Raw genomic sequence first — 20,828 nt, forward strand, 5'->3', positions numbered from 1 at the left:
CCAAAAATGATAAAACACATGCTCATAAAGACACGGATTCCGCACTGATCCAAAAAGCCATTCGAAAGGCATTCTTAAAAATGGGTGCGGTGTTTACTGCCATATCATTGATTCTCATTCTCTTTATACAATTTGGTCTTTCACCGCTTATGGAAAGCTTTTTTTATAATCCTGCAAAAACTTTGGATGAGCACATGAATCAAATAACCCTGGATATGAGCGTATTTACAGAGCTGATGATGCCGCTGGATATTCAGGACTCCGTCGCCGTATCCTCAACAGAATACGGGTCCTATGATATTTTCCTGCAGCCTTCCATTACCAGGGGAAATTCTTATCCTTCTCTTTACGCCGGCAAAATAACACGCAATCATTTAACGATGTATGACGCCAATATATTAAACTTACCCGTGGGCAATCTGCTTCTCAAGCCGGAAGACCATTATGCACAGTGGACCTGGAGCGGAATCCCCAAAGAAGACATCGAGCAAAAAATCTCAACTTTGCAGGATGACCAAATGTATCGGGCCTATGTCTCTTTCAAAGACTATCAATCCTTCTCAGATTACAAATCATTTGAAAAGGAACATCTTATAAACCTGTCATGGGCAGCATGCAAAACCAGTGAAACAGCTTCCTATTCAGACTACGTTACCGGTTTCCAGACGCAGCCGGAAGGGCTCATTCTCCACAACCCATATCCTGACCGGTATCCATATTTAAAGCTGGATTCCACCGATCTGACAATGAATGAACTGGATGCATTAACAAATGATGAGACTACTATGGAAAGCCATATGGTAAGTATGCTGCGCTATCTTTCCCATCAGAATAGTTTTTGTAAAATGGTTGGAATTGAAAGAGAAACCATAGCATCCAGTTGTACTTATATAGAAGAAAATGGTTTATCTATCTACGGTTTTGTAAGCTGGCTTAGTAAAGAAGATTTAGAAAAAATACAGAATTCAGATATGATTAGATCTGTGTATTTTGAATCTTGACTCACCGTATTAACAAAAGTTCTCACCTGGAATTGTTAGGTGAGAACTTTTGTAATACCAGACATGAAAGAAGCATAGGTATATAGAGGAAAATTGTGACTTATAATCAATGCCTCCAAAAAAAGAATCCTTTTTTCTGCGGTTTCACATCTTCGGACTGGGTAGCTGCTACAAGACGTTTAGAACCCTGGTTCTGATGCGCCCGGATTGTCTCATCCAAACGTCTGTATCTGTCTTCCTCTTTTTCCTCACGCAGCTTCAGCAGATAATCAATTTCTTTGGAAACACTTTCGCTGATCTGATCGTTCAGCTCTTTGTTATTTTCTTTTAAAGCAGTTGTGACGATGTTACCCACAATTTTTTCAAATTGAAGGAGTTTATCCACATCAAATTCCAGTTCCGATAACGTTGTTTCCAATACATCCGCAACGCACTTTTCGGAATCTTTTTTATCTGATACGGTTTCTCTTTTACCGTCCTTAACTGGTCTATCCTGACTGTTTCCATTCTGATGCGGCTTGTCCTTAGCGCTTTCAGTCAAAGTCTCTTTCTGAGGCTTCTGCATACCTTCTGCTGTCTGTTCTTTCTGTTTGTCTCTCTCTTGTTCTGAAGCGGCAGCCTGTACCTGTTTATCTGCTTCATGATCTTTATCAAGTGATTTCCTGTTCAGTTTCTCTTCCAGGTGAATAATGTTATCTGTATTTTTGATTTCCCTTTTTGCAATCTCCGGTATTAAAACTTTGATTGCCTTTAATTGAAATCCTCTCTCTTTCAGTTCTTTAATATTCTGAAATATACGAATATTTTCTTCTGTATAGTATCGGTGACCCAGTTCAGTCCGCGCTATGGGCAGTTCCAGTTCCTCTTCCCAGTAACGCAGAACATGCGCTTCTACTGCGACCTTCTTAGCCGCATCGGAGATCATATATCTCGTCTCGTCCATTATTTCCATACGTCCCCTCCATTATAAAATAGAATCTATACAGGCATTTTGGCTCTAAGCAAAACGTAAATCTGCACATGGCTATTATATCATATTGATTCTTAGATTCAAACATGGAGATATCGCAAATAATGTCAGGAAAACACCCGTTTCATCAGGAAAATTCAGGCTTCGACGAAATTCCCGTCTAACGCATTAATACATTGCTAATTTCTTCAGACGGGTTATTTCCTCTTTTGTTAAAATATACTTTTCCTGCACCTTTTTAAGGGGTATATTATTATGAATGTCTTCTAAGGCATTCAGCATATCACATCTGGCTTTACCGGTAGCATGGGTCACTGCCTGGGCAACAGCCTTATTTACTGCTTCTCCTACTGCTTCTTCCAGTTCGGTCTTAAATAATTCTCTGATCGCTTCACACATATCGTTCTTCGCCTCCTGAAACTCTTTCTTATTGGTTCTTATTATCATATCCATTGCAGACTGATAAAGCTTGTTTTTCTGATTCTTTTCATACTCCCTGGATAAATGTTCCATCAGTCTTCTGTCATTTATGCCTTCATCTAATCCTCTTAACCATAGATTTTCTTCTTTTGTAAGCATTCTGGTTATGAGTAATTGTATTGGCATAATATCCCCCAAAATATAAAAAATCCCTTCTTCTTGTTTTACTATCTGAAATCCCCTTACCCGCTTCCAATGATTGATTAATTTTAAAGGAAAACGCCTGCTTACAAAAGTAAGGGTGATATCTCTGATATCAATTGGGGCATGACCGCTTCCTTCCTGTTTGAACAGACAGGCGTAAGCATAGCATTTGTAAAAGTCATCTATACTTAAATAATCTTTTGGATTTTTATATTCAATGATATTATATTTTCGAAAAATCCGTCCAATGTTCTTTTTAATCCGGATATTCTCCTTATTCTTAATTACCAATACATCAATTTGCTTTGGTTTCGTCCCCAGCATATGTTCATTCTCAAAGTCCAGATGTTTAAATTCGTCCTGCAGTTCTATCTGAAGTACAGCATAAAAAGCCGGATGCCATTGTAACATCTCCTTTGGCATGAATCCACTCCCTTCTATGGATCCATTCCCTCAGGTATTGAATGCCTCAAGATCAGAAGCGAAAGATCCTTGATAAAAATAAAGATTAGCAACTCTTTAACAACCAGATAAATTCCTTGCCATGGATATTCTATAAAATTTCACTTAAATATTCTTATAATGGGAAGTTAAAGCAGATCTGCTTCATTAGAAATATATATTTTATTATAGGACAAAGCGTTTATGAAGTCAACATAAATATTAACTTTATATTTTTTTCTTTATATTAGCAACATATTATTTTAGCACAATCTATATTTTATAAAAAAGCGCCCACCTTAATCAAGATGAACGCTCTTCCTGCTACTTCTGCATGTTTGCAAATTTTGTATAATTCGGCAGCCATACAAGCTCTACCGTACCAATGGGACCATTTCTCTGTTTTGCTATAATTACTTCGGCAATGTTGGGCCGGTCGGTATCTTTGTTATAATAATCATCACGATACAGGAACATAACCACATCGGCATCCTGCTCTATCGCTCCGGATTCACGAAGGTCAGACAACATAGGCCGGTGTTCCGGACGCTGTTCTACTGCACGGCTCAACTGAGACAGTGCAACCACAGGTACATGCAGTTCCCTCGCAACTTCTTTCAGAGATCTTGAAATATCGGAGATTTCCTGCTGCCTGGAATCTGTTTTTTTACTTCCGGTCATCAACTGAAGGTAGTCAATAATAATGATTCCCAGATCCTGTTCCAGTTTGTACTTTCGGCATTTGGAACGTAAATCGTTGATAGAGATACCCGGTGTATCATCAATAATCAAATGGGATTTTCCAATAATCCCTGCGCCTTCAATCAGTTTGGACCAATCTTCGTCCGACAGATTACCGGTTCGTATGGATTGGGAATCAACTTTAGATTCCAGGGAGAGCAGACGGTTAACCAGCTGCTCTTTTGACATTTCCAAACTGAATATCGCTACTGTTTTATTTTCCTTGAATGCCATATTCTGTGCAACGTTTAATACAAATGCCGTTTTACCCATAGAAGGACGGGCTGCTATCAGAATAAGGTCGGAAGGCTGGAATCCTGATGTCTTATAATCCAGATCAATAAAGCCGGTAGGTATTCCGGTAACACTCCCTTTATTTTTGGCAGCCTGCTCTATTTTATCCAATGCATTCAGCACAACTTCCTTAATCGGGACATAATCACCGGAAGTATTGCACTGCACGATATCAAATATTTTCTTCTCGGTATCACCCAGAATATCCTCCAGCCTGTCCTTTGCCACATAACAGGTATTTGCAATATCTTCCGTCGTCCGGATCAGTTTCCGGAGCATTGACTTTTCCTGAACGATGTTAGCATAATATTTTACATTAGCTGAAGTCGGTACTGCATTCAGCAGATCTCTTACAAATTCCAGGCTGCTGATTTCCGGAGGTACTTCCTTTTCCTTTAGCCTGTCCTGTAATGTAATCAGATCTACCGGTTTACCTTCATTGTACAATTCCAGCATGGATTCAAATAAAACCCCATACTGGTGCTGATAGAAATCTTCGCTGCTGATAATCTCGGAAGCAGTCATAATCGCTTCTCTATCCATGATCATAGAGCCAATTACAGACTGTTCTGCCTCGACGCTATGTGGCAATACTCGTTTTATGAGTGCTTCTTCCATGTCAGGCTTCCTCCTAAGCTTCCTTTACTACAACCTTTAATTCCGCTGTTACTTTCGGATGCAGCTTAATCGGCACAATTGTAGTACCAAGCGCCTTAATGGGATTTGTAAGAAGCATTTTTTTCTTATCAATGTCATATCCCAGCTGCGCTTTCGCTGCTTCTGCAATTTCTTTGGATGAAACAGAACCAAACGTTCTTCCGCCCTCTCCAACCTTGATGGACACCGTAACCTGCTTTTCTGCAATTTCAGCCGCAAATGCCTTTGCTTCGTCCAGAATCTGCTGTGCCACTTTTTCCTCATGTGCCTTCTGAAGCTTCAGGTCATTGATATTCTTCGGCGTTGCTTCAATGCCTAATTTTTTCGTAAATAAATTTCTTGCATAACCATCGCTGACATTTACAATGGTGCCTTTGTTTCCAAGTGATTTTACATCTTCCAATAATATAACTTTCATTTAAATCGCTCCTTCTTCTGTCATTTTAATAATGACATCTTTTAATTTCCTGATAGCCTCTTCTACCGTTGTATTCTTCAACTGTGCACCGGCTATATTCAGATGGCCTCCACCGCCCATGCGCTCTGTAATGATCTGTACATTGACCTCATCGATGGAACGGGCGCTGATATATACCTGTTTATTAAACGGCGTAAACACAAAGGATGCCTTCACACCGATAATATTCAATAATTCATTTGCTGCCTGAGCACCTACTACCGTAGGACTTTCAATATTTTCACTCGGACAGATGCTAAAGGCATAGCAGTTTAAGAACAGCTCCGCATGCCGGACCGCTTCTGCTCTTGCTTTATATGCAGCCATATCATTTCTCAGCATTTTACGGACTCTTGTTACATCCGCTCCGCAGCGTCTTAGAAAAGCTGCTGCTTCAAAAGTACGGACTCCTGTCTTCGCCACAAAATTATTTGTATCAATAATAATACCTGCATAGATACAATCTGCTTCAATATTCTTAAGCTTAATGCCATCTACAAAATACTGCAGGATTTCCGCAACCATCTCACAGGTAGAAGAAGCATATGGCTCAATATAAGACAGAACTGCATTTTTAATAACTTCACTGCTCTGACGGTGATGATCCAGAACAACAATAGTCTTCGTCTGATCCAGTATAGAGGAACATTCAGCCATACTTGGACGGTTGGTGTCCACTACTACCACAACTGTATTGTTATCTACTATTTCTTCCGCCTGGGCATGGTTTACAAACATATCACTCTCATAATCTTTGTTATTCAGGAACATATTCATCCAGGGACGGATCGAACTGTTTCCATCTTCGATTACAATATGAGCCTTTTTATTCATGAGTCTTGCCGCACGGTATACACCGATAGACGCTCCAAAAGAATCAATATCCGTAATCTTGTGGCCCATGACCACCACATCTTCCTTGCTGTCAATAAATTCCCGCAGGGCATGTGCTTTTACCCTTGCTTTCACACGGGTACTCTTCTCCATCTGCTGTGATTTTCCACCATAATAAGAAATTTTCTCATTATCCTTAACGACTGCCTGATCGCCGCCCCGGCCTAGTGCCAGCTCTATTGCAATACGTGAAAAATCATAATTCTGTACATATCCATTTCCATTCATACCAATACCTATACTCAGGGTAACGCTCATATCATTGCCGATGTTAACAGACTTTACTTCCTCCAATAAGGAAAAACGGTTAGATTCCAGAGTTGTTAACGATCTCTGCTTGATTACAACAAAATACTTGTCTTTTTCAATCTTCTTCACAATCCCGTCAAGGCTGGCCATGTATTTATTAATTTTACGATCTATGAGTGCCATCAAAAGAGACCTGCGGACTTCTTCCACGCTCTCTAAAGCTTCATCATAGTTATCAATATAAATAAGGCCTGCTACCAATTTCTGTTCTTTATTCTCTCTGATATACTGGTTTAATTCTGTTGTATCAAACAGGTATACTGCGATCAAATAATTCTGGTCTTCAGGCACATCCACGATATTAACGGAGTCCGTCAGCTCCTCAATGGATACCTTCTGCATCTGTGCACGGTAATCTTCACCTTCAAAATGAACTTCTATAGTCTGTATCTCCTCATTTTTAGGCAGGACATTGACACTGATCTCGGGAAACAGGTTTAATATATTTTTATGATATTTCGGATCTTTTCCCACCGCATTACAAAACGCTTCATTCATCCAGATGATTTTACCCTCTGTGTCCAGCAAACCATATGGTATGGTAAATTTTTGAAGCATCTTCTTCTGTATCTGCCCATACTGCGTGGCAAATGACACCAGTTCAGTCATAATACGGGGTTTGTACAATACAAATACGCCGATAATCATAACGATATATACCACACTGAACAGCGCTGCTACTATTCCGGCCTTGGTATTTACTGAAAATACAGCAATATTCATCAACAGTAAAAACACTGCCAGAGCCAGCGGCCATTGCATATATGACTTTAATTTCCCGCTATATTTTATCTTTCTATTTATCTTTTTCATAGATTGTACTCCCATACTTAAAAAAGGATAGTATTAACTACTCTATTCTATCACAAAATCTATTAGTGGGAAAGACCTTTTTATGTAGTCTACTTTCAGACAAAATGTGATTAGTTACTGGACCTTCCTGTCTGACCGTGCCAGTCACTGTGATTCTACAAATTCCCTTGTTATTTCCTGTCATCTTATGTTAGAATGTAGCTGTATCAAAAAAACGCAAACATGAAGGAGTGGAATACATGGGTGGAATATTCGGCGTAGCTTCAAAGACGAGCTGTGTACAGGATTTATTCTTTGGAATTGACTATCATTCACATTTGGGCACCAGACGAGGCGGTATGGCAGTATATGGTAAAGACGGATTTAACAGGGCAATCCATAATATTGAAAATTCCCCTTTTCGTACTAAATTCGAACGGGATATTGAAGAATTAGAAGGAAATCTGGGAATCGGCTGCATCTCTGACAATGAACCTCAGCCTTTATTGGTGCAGTCCCATCTTGGCAGCTTTGCCATAACAACTGTAGGTAAAATCAACAATATCGACCAACTGGTCCAAAATGCATACGACAATGGCTGTACTCATTTTCTGGAAATGAGCGGAGGCCATATAAACGCTACAGAGCTAGTGGCTTCTCTGATCAATCAAAAAAGTTCTATATTAGAAGGAATGTTATATGTTCAGGAAATGGTGGAAGGCTCCATGACCATGCTGGTCATGACACCAAATGAGATTTATGCATCCAGAGACCGCATGGGCAGAACCCCTCTTGCCATTGGAAAAAAAGAGGACTCTTACTGCGTATCTTTTGAATGTTTTGCATACGTCAACCTGGGCTATGTGGATTATAAAGAACTGGGTCCCGGCGAGATCGTAAAAATCACACCGGAATGTGTAGAAACTCTGAGCAAGCCAAGAGAGAAAATGAAAATCTGTTCTTTCCTCTGGGTTTACTATGGATATCCAACATCTTCTTATGAAGGTGTCAATGTGGAACAGATGCGTTACAATTGCGGACGTCTTCTGGCTAACCGTGATACCGTTAAGCCGGACGTTGTTGCCGGTGTTCCCGATTCCGGCGTTGCCCATGCCATCGGTTATGCAAATGCAACCGGGATTCCTTATTCCCGTCCTTTCATTAAATATACACCAACCTGGCCCCGTTCCTTTATGCCCCCGAAACAGAGCCAGCGTAATATGATCGCGAAAATGAAGTTAGTTCCGGTGGAAGCTTTAATCCGTGACAAAAAACTGTTATTGATTGACGATTCAATCGTACGCGGTACCCAGCTTCGGGAAACTACCGAGTTTCTCTATCAGGAGGGTGCAAAAGAAGTACATATCCGTCCTGCATGCCCGCCTCTGATGTTCGGATGCAAATATCTGAATTTCTCACGTTCAAATTCTGAGATGGATTTGATTACAAGACGTATTATCCGTGAAAGAGAAGGAGAAAACGATATTAATATGTTGGATGATTATACGAATCCGGACAGTCAGAATTATATCGAAATGATAGATGAGATCAGAAAACAGCTCAATTTCACAACCCTGCGTTATCACCGTCTGGATGATATGCTGGCTTCCATCGGAATTGAACCATGTAAACTATGTACGTATTGCTGGAATGGCAAAGAATAAAATAACGGCAGCCCGGGAAGAAATTTCTCCCGGGCTGTTTTTAACACTCTATTATCATCTGATTACCGGTTCCCTCTATGAGCCTGTCTGTACCAAGTAATCCCGCTTTCCAGTTTTGATACCCGCCTTCCACTGTGAGAATGATCTGACTGCCCTCTCTTCTTGCAGATGCAGTCATCACTATCTTACCTTTTGTGTCCGGTATTTCCACCGATGCTGATGCACCATCCGTAAATTCTGAGAGATAGAGTGTAACGCCATCCGCATAATTATAGGATACTTCTACCCCATTATTTCCAACCGGCAGAATGGTGTTTTCTTTTACCAGGAGGGGCAGTGAAAAATAATCATGTCTCTCTTTCTTCCATGATCCCCCCTTTATTTCTTCCCCGCTGATCAAGTTGATCCAGGTTCCTTTTGGCAGATAGTAATCCACTTCCCCTGATTCTTTAAATACAGGCGCTACCAGAAGAGAATCACCCAGAAAATATTGTTTGTCCAGAGTATCACAGGCACGGTCATTTGGATATTCTATAAACATTGGACGGTGCATCGGTATTCCCTGTTCATGAGCCGTAACTGCCTGCCGGTACAGATAGGGCATCAGACTGCATTTTATATTCACAAACTTCTTCAGCACTTCACATGCTTCCTCATCAAACAGCCAGGGAACCCGGTATGAAGAAGATCCATGAAGCCGGCTGTGGGAAGTCAGCAGGCCAAACTGACACCAGCGTTTGTAGATATCTGCTGGCGCAGTCTGTTCAAACCCACTGATATCATGACTCCAAAAACCAAATCCGCCAAGCGCCAGGGACAGTCCTCCCCGCAGCGTCTCTGCCATGGAAGGGTAGGTAGCGGAACAGTCTCCTCCCCAATGTGCCGGAAATTTTTGACCTCCCACGGTTGCAGAACGTGCAAATAAGACTGCCTCTCCCTGTCCACGCTCTCTTTCCAGCAATTCAAACACGGTCTGATTATACAAATAGGTATAATAATTGTGCATTTTAACCGGATCAGAATTATCAGAGTACACAATATCCCTTACCGGAATGCGCTCGCCAAAATCGGTCTTAAAACAGTCAACCCCCATATCCAGCAGGGTTTTTAACTTGCTTTGATACCATTTTGCAGCTTCCGGGTTCGTAAAATCCACAAGTCCCATACCCGGCTGCCACAGGTCTGTCTGCCAGACACCTCCATCCTGTTTTTTAACCAGATATCCTTTTTCCATCCCCTCCCGAAACAGGCAGGACTGCTGCGCTATGTATGGGTTAATCCATACGCAGATCTTTAACCCTCTGTCATGATACCGCTGCAGCATTCCTTTTGGATCCGGAAATACTTTCGCGTCCCAGATAAAATTGCACCATTCGTATGCATCCATCCAGTAACAGTCAAAGTGGAATACATGAAGCGGAATATCCCGATCAGCCATCCCCTGTATAAAACCGGAAGTTGTCGCCTCATCATAATCTGTAGTAAATGACGTGGTAAGCCACAGACCGAAGGACCATGCCGGAGGCAGCGCCGGTCTTCCGGTCAGCTCCGTATATTTACTGATTGCCCCTTTGGGGCTCCCTCCGCCTATCACGTAATAATCCAGGCGTTCGCCTTCCACTGAAAACTGTACCCGTTCCACTTTTTCACTTGCTATTTCGTAGGATACATCGCCTTCATGGTCTACCAGAACGCCATATCCTTTATTAGTAACATAAAAGGGAATATTTTTATAAGCAATCTCACTTGCGGTTCCGCCATCCTCATTCCACATCTCTACAATCTGTCCGTTTTTTACAAAAGGTGTAAACCGTTCTCCCAGACCATAGATATATTCATCCACATCAATAGCAAACTGTTCCAGCATATATCCTTTTCCGGTCTTATTATTTTTCATGTGGGCAAGATTGCGAAACCCGGTCTCTGTGAGAAACCGATCTCCTTCGTAAAATGACATTTTCCACCCATTGGGAGACTTGTCAATTACGGCCTTCAGACTTCCGCTCTGATAAATCAGAGCATTCTCTTCTTCCCAAATAGTTACCCCGGGATTTGTCTCTGCAATTTCTGCAAAAGGCCCCCGGCAGACAGCTCCCATGTGATGCACTGCCGATACCTTAATCACACCTTCCATCGGGCTGGTTAAAGATACGGTGAGCACCGGCAGGTTCAGGCTGTCCCCTCTTCCTGAAATATGATTTCCCGGTACTAAAATCTGAAGTGCGTTTCCATCTATTATATGTCTTGCATATTCTACTGCGTATGCCGGAGTCATCTCATCTCTCAGCCTCCAGTATCCATTTGTAAATTTCATATTTTCACCCTTCCTGCATGCCAAACTTATTCCGGCATATGTTTTTCCAAAACACGCTCCATAAAATCAGAAATAATAAATACCGCAGCACCGGGAGTAAAGAATATACTCATTGGCAGCGCCCAAAACAAAGCCAGAACACAGCCAATTACCAAAAATACTGCCAGCGTAGTCAAAATGTACCGGACTGCCATATACATTCCAAGTTTCCATATCCACACGGCGCTCATATCAAACCTTGACAATGCCGGGAATGCATAACATGCTGCTGCACATACATAGACAGAGACCAGATAGTAAAAGCAGATAAAGAAAAGTCCGGTATTACCGCTGGTTTTCTGCATCAGGATTCCCATGTTCAGCTGGACAAGAAAGGTCACACCGGCAACTGCCGCCCAAATCCCCGTTGCCGGCACAAAATTTATCCGGAATGCATGGCAGAATTCCCGAAATGCATAGCCGTTCCCTCTTTTTACCGACTTTACAACACTGTAGTAAAGCGCTGTGGTAGATGCTCCAATCGTAATAACGGGAAGGCAGCATATGATCCAGAGTATTCCCACCAGCAGCAGATCAAAAATCTTTCCCATTATTCCTGTGTAGCTGCCTCCAAAGTCAAATAACCGCTGATTATCCATATTTTTCCTCCTGAATAGCGCAAGCTGTGCTTACCAGAGCTTTCCGTTGCGGGCAAATACCGGTATCTCATCCAGGGGAGCCTGCACGTCTATTACCTGACCGCCCCGAAACTCCCTGTTATCATGTATGCTGTGCCACATTCCCTCCGGCAGATATACCCTGCGCTGCCGTTCCTTTTCATGGAAGATGGGCGCTACCAGAAGGTTTGGTCCAAACATATATGCATCCTCTGTTTCCCAGCATATTTTGTCCTCTGGGAAATCATAAAATAACGGGCGCATCACAGGCGTTCCTTTTTCATGGGCTTCTTTCATAATCTCAGTAATATAGGGCTTCATCTTCTCTCTCAATTCCATATACTTTGTACAGATTGCCAGAACCTCTTCCCCATAGGACCAGACTTCATTATCCGCACCGCTGATATGCTTTCCTCCTCCGGTAGTACCAAGTGCCTCCTTAAAAGGCTCACGAAAACCATGCAGCCGGAATACCGGACAAAATGTACCAAATTCAAACCAACGGACAAGACATTCCCTGAAAGTATCATCTTCAATATTACCCCCATGGAATCCTCCGATATCGGTTGTCCACCAGGGGATTCCGGACAGCCCCATATTCAGTCCCGCTGCCAGCTGGTTACGCATAGAGCGAAAGGAAGAATCAATATCTCCTGACCACACCAGGGTTCCGTATTTCTGAGATCCTGCCCAGGCGCAGCGCAGCAGATTCACGATATTTTCCTGTCCGGCTGCTTCCATTCCCTCATATGCCATTCTGGCATATTCCCTGGGATAAATATTGCCCACTTCCATATCCGCCCCCTTAAAATAGCGGTAATGGCTGTACTCATACCCGGTAAATTCCGGTTCTGCCTCATCCAGCCAGAATATTTTAATGCCCAGATCGTAATAGTTCTGGCGGATTTTATTCCATACGTAAGCCCTTGCTTCCGGGTTTGTCGGATCGATGATACAGGCATCTCCTAATTGCCCAATCCGTTTGCCATGTTCCGAGCGGGTCAGATATCCCAGCTCTTCCATCTCTTTATAATTTTCACTCTGTGCATCAACCGTGGGCCAGATGGAAACCATCAGCTCTATACCCATTTCTTTTAGCTCATCCACCATCTTCTCCGGGTCCGGCCAATAATCCAGGTCGAACTTCCAGTCTCCCTGGTTCGTCCAGTGGAAAAAGTCTACTACAATTACCGAAATCGGCAGCCCCCTCCTCTTGTACTCCCTTGCTGTTTCCATTATTTCATCCTGAGTCTGGTACCGCAGTTTGCACTGCCAGAAGCCCATCCCGTATTCCGGCATCATCGGTACCTTCCCCGTTGCATCTGCATAAGCTTCCTCTATTTCCGCTGGTGTATCCCCGGCTGTGATCCAGTAATCCATCTGCTTGGTGGAGTGCGCCGTCCATTCCGTCACATTCTTTCCAAAGGTAACATAACCGATTGCCGGATTGTTCCACAGCATTCCATATCCTTTATTGGAAAGTACAAAGGGGATGCTTGCCTGGGAATTACGGTGTGCCAGTTCCAGCGTACAGCCTTTCACATCCAGATAAGGCTGCTGATACTGTCCACATCCATACAGCTTCTCTCCTTCGTTTGGCTCAAACCGCACCATCAGGCGATAATTGTCGGTATTCGGATGAGGTTCAAAAGTTCTCGGCACAATTTCAAGGGCACTGTTGAACTCCTTGCGTCCCTGGATTTCTTCCCGGATACGTTCATATTCTTCCAGCAAAAGTTCCCCTTTGTCATTTTTAAAACGAAGCTTACCGGTGGGCGTTATTTCACAACGGATTTTTCCATTCACAAGAACGGTTTCTCCATTTTCCTGGTATATCTTGCTTTCACATTCATCCGGCTCCAGTAATGCCCCATGATCTTCTGCCAATAACTCGTGCCTCTGAGTGGCACGAATACGGAGACTGTTTTTCCCCCATGGTTCCACACACAACAATTCTTTATCAAAACGCCTCCATATTTTATTTCCCTCGCATTTAATCATTGAATTCTCCTTTTTTATCTGTTTTTTTTACCAGAATTATTTCCCCTATAGGATTTATCTATAATTTTTATTGCTTTAGCTGCCACTGCTTTTACCATGCGGCTGCACCTATTCCTTCACAGCCCCTGCAGTCAGACCGCCAACGATATACTTCTGTAAAAATACAAATATAATCACTACCGGCAGAACGAGTATCGCCCCGTATGCCATAATACAGTTCCATTTTGTTCCGTATTTACTCTGGAATTTATATATGTTCGCAGTCAGAGGCCTCATCTCAGGTTTTACATTAAAGGTCATGGAGTATGCCAGATCATTCCACCCGTTTAAGAAGGAGATAACCACAACTGTGATGACTCCGGTCTTGATTGCAGGCAGCATAATCTTAAAGAAGGATTTGTACACTCCGCATCCGTCTATACGCGCCGCATCATCCAGAGAGGCAGGGATGGATTTAAAATAGGGTCTTAACGTAACAATTATAAATGGAACCGTACCGGATGCTATGGCTAGCGCCGGACCGATATAGGTTCCCAGTAAGCCGATCTTATTGAATATCAGGTACATGGGCGTCAGCATCAGAGATGCCGGAAGCATCTGGGTCACTAAAAAGGTTAATAAGAACCCTTTCTGCCCCGGCACCTTATACCTGCCCATTCCATATGCTGCCGGAACACCGAACACCAATGATATACACATGGCACAGACAGCGATACATGCACTGTTTTTCAGGGATGCCAGAAAATCCTTATCCTGTAAATTCTGAAGCCACGGATCGAAGGTAAACTGATGGGGATAATAGGTCACCAGCTTTCCAAAAGACTCCATGTCTGTCTTAAAGGACATACTGATCAGCCAGTAAATGGGGAATAGAAAAACAATTGCAATCAGCACAGAAATGATACAGTAAATGACATTAACCCGAACAGATTTATACCGGAACATATGAAAACCAGAGGTTTTTGACTTTTCATTCATACTAATCGTCCTCCTTTGCAGTAAGTCTCAGGTAGATCAAACCGATAATAAATAAACAGCCAAACAGGATCATCGCCGATGCCGCCCCTTTTGAAAATTCATACTGTGTAAATGACTGGGTATAGGAATAGGTGCCCAGTACATCGGTGGAATTTAAAGGTCCTCCCGCCGTCATAACAAACATTAAGTCAAAGGCTTTAAATGTATAGATAAATCCCAGCATCAGGACGGATAAAATAGCCGGTTTCATAAGCGGCAGTGTAATATGCAGAAACCGCTGTAATTTATTGGCTCCGTCCATTGAAGCACTTTCATAGATATCATCCGATATTCCCGTCAAACCGGAGGTTAGAAGAAGCATATTAAATGGAATACCAACCCAGCAGTTCACTGCAATCACTGCAATCAATGCCGTACTGGTGCTAACCAGCCACTCTACCGGAGTATGTATTACACCCAGCTTCATCAACAGGTTATTGATGACTCCCTCTGTCACGCCAAACATATTTTTACCCAGCAGTGCAGTGACAGACATCGGCATCATATAGCCAATTAATACGAGTCCGCGGATCGGTCCCGCAAAAGTAAACTTTTTAGAAAAGAACATTGCAAACAGAAAACCAATGGTAAACTGTACCACCAGACAGGCGATGGTGAAAATAAAAGTATTCCTGATTACCAGCTGGAATGTAGGATCCTTAAATAGCTGCATATAATTCTCCAGTCCCACAAATACAGAAGCACCGGACTTAAAATTTTTAATATTCGTATTCTTAAAGCTGAGTATAAAGTTATAGATTAAGGGATATCCCAAAATGAGAATCATATAGAGAAATCCAGGCATTATAAAGGTATAACCCTCAAAGCGTTTCTTCTTAGCCATGTTCATTTTCATAAATCATCCACTTCCTTTCTACGTCAGAGCGGGCGATTCAGAGCGTGTTTGAATTTCAGACACGCCCTTATCCCGTCCTTTCCCAATATCCAGCCGCCTGACTATTCCTGTGCGGCGATTGGTGTCTCCTGAAGGATTGGATTAATGACTGCTGCTGCTTCTTTCATGGCTTCTTCGCCGGTCTTATTTCCAAGGAGGGCTGATTGTTCAGCCGTATATAATGCTTCGGAAATAGTAGGCCAGGACTCGTGAGGGCCTCTTGCTACCGCATAATTCATTTCATCGCTGAACACTGCAAATCTTTCGTCATCTGACCAGGTGGTATTCAGTGCCACGGAATCCTCACGTACCGGGAACTTTCCTGCACCTTCACACCAGGCTGCATTATTCTGTGCGCTGGTCATCCATTTTAAAAATTCAACGCAGGCTTCTTTTTCTTCACTTCCGGCACATACACCGAAGTTCTCACCGCCGATAACGGAAGCAAACTTCTTATCCTTTGGCAGCAAAGCAATCTTATACTCAAATGCGCCCTTAATTCCTTCGTCAAACTGGGCGAGCTGCCAGGTTCCGGATTCCAGCATAGCTGCTTTTCCGGCACAAAATGCGTTATAAGAATCCGACTGGGACCAGTTCACCACTTCCTTACTCATGTAACCTTTGTTTACCAGACCAGCCAGATAGTCAAGTGCCCTTGCGGCTTCCGGCGAATCAGTGGAACCCACATCAGCACCAGCCGAATACAGCCAGGGGATAAACTGGAAAGTTCCCTCCTCCGTACCGATTGCAGACATTGCAAAACCATATACCCCATCTGCCGCGTTTGTAGTTTTGGCACAGACCTCTTCAAACTCGTCCCAGGTCTCCGGCGCTTTATCAAATCCTGCTGCTTTTAACAGATCCACATTATAAGCAATTGCCAGACAGTTGGAGTTATTGGGGATTCCATAAATATTACCATCCGCATCCTTACAGCTGCTAAGAGGACCTGGATAAAACTGCTCCAAATCCTTCCAGTCTTTCATTTGACCGGTAATATCCTCAAATACACCCAATGATATGTAGGAAGCCATATCCGGTGAATCCACCATTCCAATATCCGGAAGCTCACCGGAAACAGCACCTATTGTGTATTGTTTCATCAGTTCTTCACGTGATATATACGTACACACAATATTGATGTCACTCTGCATGGAGTTATACTCTTCCACCATTTTTTCCAGTATCGGCGCCTCATGTTCAAAGTAATGCCATAGGGTAACCTCTTTACCCCCGTTAGATGCCGGTTTCCTTGCACTGGCAGCCGCATCCTGCGGCTCTGTATCCTGTGTCCCTGTATCCTGTGCCGTTGTGCCAGCCGCTGCTTCTGTGGTCCGGGCAGTTGACGCTGCATCTGTGCCTTTTTCCCCAGCAGGATTTTCTGCTGAAGAACTGCCGCAGCCACTCACAAGCCCCGTAATCATCATTCCTGCTAATGCTGCCGCAGCCAATCTCTGATACCTCTTTTTCATAGTTTGTTTCCTCCTTTATCGTATTTAAGATGTTCTAATTATAATAATATTAGTTTAAATGATAAACTTAATATTTTAAGAATTGGGATACGATTTTAAGATACAATTTTAAGATTGGAGGAAAATTTTAAGAAACAGGCAGCAGTATCCGTATATTTCTATTTGGCACGGGATTTCAGAAACTCAGCAACACTGGCGCCTTCCACCTCGCGAAATACTTTATTGAAATATTTCGGATCTGAAAAGCCTACGTGATAGGGTACTTCTTCCTTTGGCATTCCCTTATTTACCAGCAGTCCTTTTGCCACCTCTATCCGGTAGTGCTTCAGAAATTTTGAAAATGTCACTCCGATTTCTTTATTGAAGAGATAGCAGAAATACTCCTGGGTCATTCCCAGGTCTTCCGCCAGATCCTTTTGGCTTATTTTGGCAGCATAGCTCTTTTCTATTATATTTAATGCTTTAATAACCAGGGGATGAGCACCGGGATATTTTTCCTGGAGATCCTTGATTCCATCTTCCAGATACAGCTTGTCCTTTTTAGAAAGACGCGCCAGCAGATCTTCCACATCCTCATAGGTAACAGGTTTGATCAGATAATCCTGTACTTCCAGTGAAATTGCCTGCCTTGCCACATCAAATTCTTCATAGGCACTTATAATAACAAACTGCGTAGAAATCTCCATTGCATGTACGGCTCTGATCAGAGATAGTCCATCCATATAGGGCATTTTAAGATCGGTAAACACGATTTCAGGCTTTAGAATGTGTATCAGCTCCAGCGCCTGCTTTCCGTCGGATGCTTCCGCTACAATCTCATATTCATCCGAAATCGTGGTAATAAGATACCGCAGTCCTCTTCTTGCCCTTTGCTCATCCTCGACAATCATAATTCTCATATGTTACCTCCTCCTGTATGCTATGTGGTTTTGGAATGTAAAACGTAAATCTGCATCCCTTTTGGTAAGATGTCTCAAGGGAAACCCGAAGCTTATTTCCATAGTACATTTTCATGCGTGTCACCACATTGGATATTCCAATACCCACCTCTTTTTCTTTAGATACCACCGGGTTAGCCAGCACCTCCTGTATGATCTGCTCCCTTTCTCTTGTCATTCCTATGCCATTATCTTCAATAGATAAGCAGAGGTACTCACCCATTCCGGTACCTGTTATATGGATAAATCCTCCTTCTTCCCGGCCCTCGAATCCATGCAGTATGGAATTTTCCACAAAGGGCTGAAGCATCAGCTTCCTGCACGGCCACTGGTCATATTCATGATCAAACTCTATGGTGTAATCAAATACATTTTCCAGCCGTTCCTTCTGCAGATACAGATATTGCTCAATCCAGGTAATCTCCTGATACATATAGACATTCTGATGCTTTTGATCAAAGGTATAACGTAAAATATTAGACAGCTTTTTCAGCAGCGTGGAGACCTTATAGTTCCCGCTTTCGATTGCCTCATAATTAATGGCATTCAAGGTATTGCAGATAAAATGTGCATTGATCTGGGACTCCAGTGCTTCCCGCTCCGCCCTCTGTTTCATTTTCAGAGATTCCACCACTTCCAGATGCTGTCCTTCCACCTGACGGTTCATCTTCCTGATGGCATGCATCATTTCATTGTATTCATTGGCAAGCTGCCAGATCTCATGGGTGCCCTTAATCTCTATGCGCTCCTGCATATTTCCCTGCTTTACATTTTTAATGGAACGGTTAATGGTATCCACCGGCTTTAATATTCTTTGGGTCACCCAGAACAGGATCAGTAGAATGCCTATAATCACCAGGGCATAAAGGACAATTGCTTTGGTATACATTTCGTTCACCTTTGCCTGCAATGCATTTTTATTAATGGCAATGTTCAAATTCCAGTCAAATACACCGACCGGTGTACTTAAGTGTGTCAGATGCTGTTCATTTATATACTCATCCATTTTCATTCCATTGTGCTGACTGTTAGTATGATACAATATTTCTCCTGACTTAGCAGAGATAAACCCCTGCGCCACATCATCCTTGCTTCCGCTCAGCTGACCGATCAGGTTGTCCAATACATCCCTTTTAAACGTAACAATCATGATGTATTCTATATCCTGGTAAAAGTGTTTTCCTCTTACCGGATAAGCAATATGTATAAACTGCTTTGATGCATCTCCCGGATGTTCACTTGGGGTGGTGATTACCTGATATCTGGGCAGAACCATGCTTTTTGATATTTCATTAACCTCTATGAAAGTATCAACCAGTATGTTGTTATTGTCCTTATTCCAGATATTCACCACATTAATTGTATTTTCATTGCGTTCATACTGGTAGACAAGCCCATCCTTCGACGCAATGGCGATAGCCGCTATGTACTGGGAGTATCTGGCATAATTGGCAAGGAGATTCTTCAGATCTTTGGTGTTGCGTGCAATATTTTCAGGATTCGTGCTGTACTCGTTGATCAAATTCGCATTTGTATCATCCACAGCAATTTCCGAACCAATCTTAATAAAATCATCCATCTGATTCTTGATATTCTGGTTAACGGAGGTCAATAACATTTTTTCTGTATCGTAGGTGCTGTCAACCAGATACTTCACATATTCATTTTTCAGATAATACTGCATGACAACCACCACCAGCATAACTGCAAAGCAGATGGCTGCGGCAAAAGAACACCACATATGGGAGCGGCAATATACCCGAACCCGTTTACAGATATTTCGTAGTTTCATAACAGAAATCTCCTTTCGGTACTTCCCAAATTATAGATTAATAAATACATAAAATCGCACACAGATATCCCACTAGATCTTATAACTTCCTCTAACATAACAGAATTAATAACACTTTGAAACCAAATTTTAGCTCGTTCTTCTTGAATCCATTTCTGCAAATAAAAGTATCCTTTTTTAAACGAATACCTACAAGAATCAGTATACACTAAAAACGGTAGTGTGTCTTGTTTCTAATTCAATTTTCAAATATAGTTTACAATTATACAGGCCATTATAGGACTATAACATAAGACAAAAGCATACCGCAGTTACAATTGATAAAATTAATAATAAAACCAGCCAATTAGTTCTTGAAGAAAATGCAAAAAGATAATACTATTTTTTTGTCTAATCTTTAAATCGTAAACTTCAAACAGTTTCTGAAGACTGATTGTCTTTTTTTAAGATAATTGTGGAAAATTTCGACATAGCAATAATTCATACAGCGGTTTTAAAAATAAAAATAGAAACAAAATATAGAATCTACTTCTTTTACTTTGTAAAACATATACTTTTAAGTTATCACAAACTTTAATAAACGACATGTATTTTGATTAATATTTTTTTGTTTTTTATCACAATATATTAGAATAATTAACCATCTAGACATGATTATTAACCAAGTAATCAAAATCTATTGAATTCTTTATTTATAACTGTTATCATATCGGCATCTAAAAACAATTTTTAATTGTGGAGATTCTAATTATAAAAGATATCTCAAAAATTTCCTTGACTCAAGTGCAAGCACCGCATATATAACTTATCAAACTCATTGTGTAAATAGAGGCTATGTAGGTGGAGACCCGATGTATGATTATGTAATAGACCCTGTTAGTTTTACCTATTAATAAAAA

At 41.9% G+C, this 20,828-nt stretch carries 15 protein-coding genes; 2 read left to right on the top strand and 13 right to left on the bottom strand.

All coding sequences use genetic code 11. From position 1 onward, the window contains the following. The coding region (locus ACH2DQ_RS09800) for an anti sigma factor C-terminal domain-containing protein (protein ID WP_395026589.1) at positions 1–1,001 on the top strand (1,001 nt) is incomplete at its 5' end. A 106-nt stretch (positions 1,002–1,107) separates the two neighbouring features. On the opposite strand, the gene ACH2DQ_RS09805 is transcribed toward ACH2DQ_RS09800, so the two are convergent. The 5 genes from ACH2DQ_RS09805 to ACH2DQ_RS09825 all read right to left on the bottom strand — a co-directional run bounded on the left by ACH2DQ_RS09805 (position 1,108) and on the right by ACH2DQ_RS09825 (position 7,201). Further along, complete coding sequence (locus tag ACH2DQ_RS09805) at positions 1,108–1,944, bottom strand: MerR family transcriptional regulator (RefSeq protein ID WP_394911155.1); 837 nt, start codon at positions 1,942–1,944, stop codon at positions 1,108–1,110. Between the two features lie 195 nt (positions 1,945–2,139). After that, positions 2,140–3,018 carry a 3-isopropylmalate dehydrogenase gene (locus tag ACH2DQ_RS09810; protein ID WP_394910911.1) on the bottom strand — a complete coding sequence of 293 codons (879 nt, stop codon included), beginning with the start codon at positions 3,016–3,018 and terminating at the stop codon, positions 2,140–2,142. Positions 3,019–3,360: 342 nt separating this feature from the next. Beyond that, positions 3,361–4,689, bottom strand: a complete 1,329-nt coding sequence (dnaB, locus tag ACH2DQ_RS09815; protein ID WP_394910910.1) for a replicative DNA helicase — start codon at positions 4,687–4,689, stop codon at positions 3,361–3,363. Between the two features lie 13 nt (positions 4,690–4,702). Next, positions 4,703–5,146 carry a 50S ribosomal protein L9 gene (rplI, locus tag ACH2DQ_RS09820; RefSeq protein ID WP_394910909.1) on the bottom strand — a complete coding sequence of 148 codons (444 nt, stop codon included), beginning with the start codon at positions 5,144–5,146 and terminating at the stop codon, positions 4,703–4,705. Continuing rightward, positions 5,147–7,201, bottom strand: coding sequence for a DHH family phosphoesterase (locus ACH2DQ_RS09825; protein WP_394910908.1), 2,055 nt, complete (start codon positions 7,199–7,201; stop codon positions 5,147–5,149). It lies immediately after the preceding gene. A gap of 239 nt (positions 7,202–7,440) precedes the next feature. Here ACH2DQ_RS09825 and ACH2DQ_RS09830 point away from each other — a divergent pair, with 239 nt between their 5' ends. After that, the gene (locus tag ACH2DQ_RS09830; protein ID WP_394910907.1) at positions 7,441–8,844 is read left to right on the top strand and encodes an amidophosphoribosyltransferase; all 1,404 of its coding nucleotides are present in this window, start codon (positions 7,441–7,443) and stop codon (positions 8,842–8,844) included. Positions 8,845–8,884: 40 nt separating this feature from the next. Here the strand turns inward: ACH2DQ_RS09830 and yicI are convergent, their stop codons facing one another. The 8 genes from yicI to ACH2DQ_RS09870 all read right to left on the bottom strand — a co-directional run bounded on the left by yicI (position 8,885) and on the right by ACH2DQ_RS09870 (position 19,929). After that, positions 8,885–11,158 carry an alpha-xylosidase gene (yicI, locus tag ACH2DQ_RS09835; RefSeq protein WP_394910906.1) on the bottom strand — a complete coding sequence of 758 codons (2,274 nt, stop codon included), beginning with the start codon at positions 11,156–11,158 and terminating at the stop codon, positions 8,885–8,887. Positions 11,159–11,184: 26 nt separating this feature from the next. Further along, positions 11,185–11,796 carry a YesL family protein gene (locus ACH2DQ_RS09840; RefSeq protein ID WP_394910905.1) on the bottom strand — a complete coding sequence of 204 codons (612 nt, stop codon included), beginning with the start codon at positions 11,794–11,796 and terminating at the stop codon, positions 11,185–11,187. Between the two features lie 30 nt (positions 11,797–11,826). Further along, positions 11,827–13,815 (bottom strand): TIM-barrel domain-containing protein, encoded by a 1,989-nt coding sequence (locus tag ACH2DQ_RS09845; protein ID WP_394910904.1) that lies wholly within the window; start codon positions 13,813–13,815, stop codon positions 11,827–11,829. A 108-nt stretch (positions 13,816–13,923) separates the two neighbouring features. Continuing rightward, entirely contained in the window at positions 13,924–14,793 is an 870-nt protein-coding gene (locus ACH2DQ_RS09850) for a carbohydrate ABC transporter permease (RefSeq protein WP_394910903.1), read from the bottom strand. Between the two features lies 1 nt (position 14,794). After that, positions 14,795–15,688 carry a carbohydrate ABC transporter permease gene (locus tag ACH2DQ_RS09855; protein WP_394910902.1) on the bottom strand — a complete coding sequence of 298 codons (894 nt, stop codon included), beginning with the start codon at positions 15,686–15,688 and terminating at the stop codon, positions 14,795–14,797. Between the two features lie 101 nt (positions 15,689–15,789). Then, the gene (locus tag ACH2DQ_RS09860; protein ID WP_394910901.1) at positions 15,790–17,199 is read right to left on the bottom strand and encodes an ABC transporter substrate-binding protein; all 1,410 of its coding nucleotides are present in this window, start codon (positions 17,197–17,199) and stop codon (positions 15,790–15,792) included. A 158-nt stretch (positions 17,200–17,357) separates the two neighbouring features. Then, positions 17,358–18,098, bottom strand: a complete 741-nt coding sequence (locus tag ACH2DQ_RS09865) for a response regulator (RefSeq protein ID WP_394910900.1) — start codon at positions 18,096–18,098, stop codon at positions 17,358–17,360. Further along, positions 18,073–19,929: a sensor histidine kinase gene (locus ACH2DQ_RS09870; RefSeq protein ID WP_394910899.1), complete on the bottom strand. Its 1,857-nt coding sequence runs from the start codon at positions 19,927–19,929 to the stop codon at positions 18,073–18,075. Before ACH2DQ_RS09870 ends, ACH2DQ_RS09865 begins: the two co-directional genes overlap by 26 nt. Positions 19,930–20,828: the final 899 nt, after the last annotated feature.

Source organism: Robinsoniella sp., assembly GCF_034124845.1.

What these genes read in the sequence shown, in the direction of transcription:
- ACH2DQ_RS09805 (WP_394911155.1), bottom strand. Translation starts at nt 1,944, where the DNA reads ATGGACGAGACGAGATATATGATCTCCGATGCGGCTAAGAAGGTCGCA.
- ACH2DQ_RS09810 (WP_394910911.1), bottom strand. Translation starts at nt 3,018, where the DNA reads ATGCCAAAGGAGATGTTACAATGGCATCCGGCTTTTTATGCTGTACTT.
- dnaB (WP_394910910.1), bottom strand. Translation starts at nt 4,689, where the DNA reads ATGGAAGAAGCACTCATAAAACGAGTATTGCCACATAGCGTCGAGGCA.
- rplI (WP_394910909.1), bottom strand. Translation starts at nt 5,146, where the DNA reads ATGAAAGTTATATTATTGGAAGATGTAAAATCACTTGGAAACAAAGGC.
- ACH2DQ_RS09825 (WP_394910908.1), bottom strand. Translation starts at nt 7,201, where the DNA reads ATGAAAAAGATAAATAGAAAGATAAAATATAGCGGGAAATTAAAGTCA.
- ACH2DQ_RS09830 (WP_394910907.1), top strand. Translation starts at nt 7,441, where the DNA reads ATGGGTGGAATATTCGGCGTAGCTTCAAAGACGAGCTGTGTACAGGAT.
- yicI (WP_394910906.1), bottom strand. Translation starts at nt 11,158, where the DNA reads ATGAAATTTACAAATGGATACTGGAGGCTGAGAGATGAGATGACTCCG.
- ACH2DQ_RS09840 (WP_394910905.1), bottom strand. Translation starts at nt 11,796, where the DNA reads ATGGATAATCAGCGGTTATTTGACTTTGGAGGCAGCTACACAGGAATA.
- ACH2DQ_RS09845 (WP_394910904.1), bottom strand. Translation starts at nt 13,815, where the DNA reads ATGATTAAATGCGAGGGAAATAAAATATGGAGGCGTTTTGATAAAGAA.
- ACH2DQ_RS09850 (WP_394910903.1), bottom strand. Translation starts at nt 14,793, where the DNA reads ATGAATGAAAAGTCAAAAACCTCTGGTTTTCATATGTTCCGGTATAAA.
- ACH2DQ_RS09855 (WP_394910902.1), bottom strand. Translation starts at nt 15,688, where the DNA reads ATGAAAATGAACATGGCTAAGAAGAAACGCTTTGAGGGTTATACCTTT.
- ACH2DQ_RS09860 (WP_394910901.1), bottom strand. Translation starts at nt 17,199, where the DNA reads ATGAAAAAGAGGTATCAGAGATTGGCTGCGGCAGCATTAGCAGGAATG.
- ACH2DQ_RS09865 (WP_394910900.1), bottom strand. Translation starts at nt 18,098, where the DNA reads ATGAGAATTATGATTGTCGAGGATGAGCAAAGGGCAAGAAGAGGACTG.
- ACH2DQ_RS09870 (WP_394910899.1), bottom strand. Translation starts at nt 19,929, where the DNA reads ATGAAACTACGAAATATCTGTAAACGGGTTCGGGTATATTGCCGCTCC.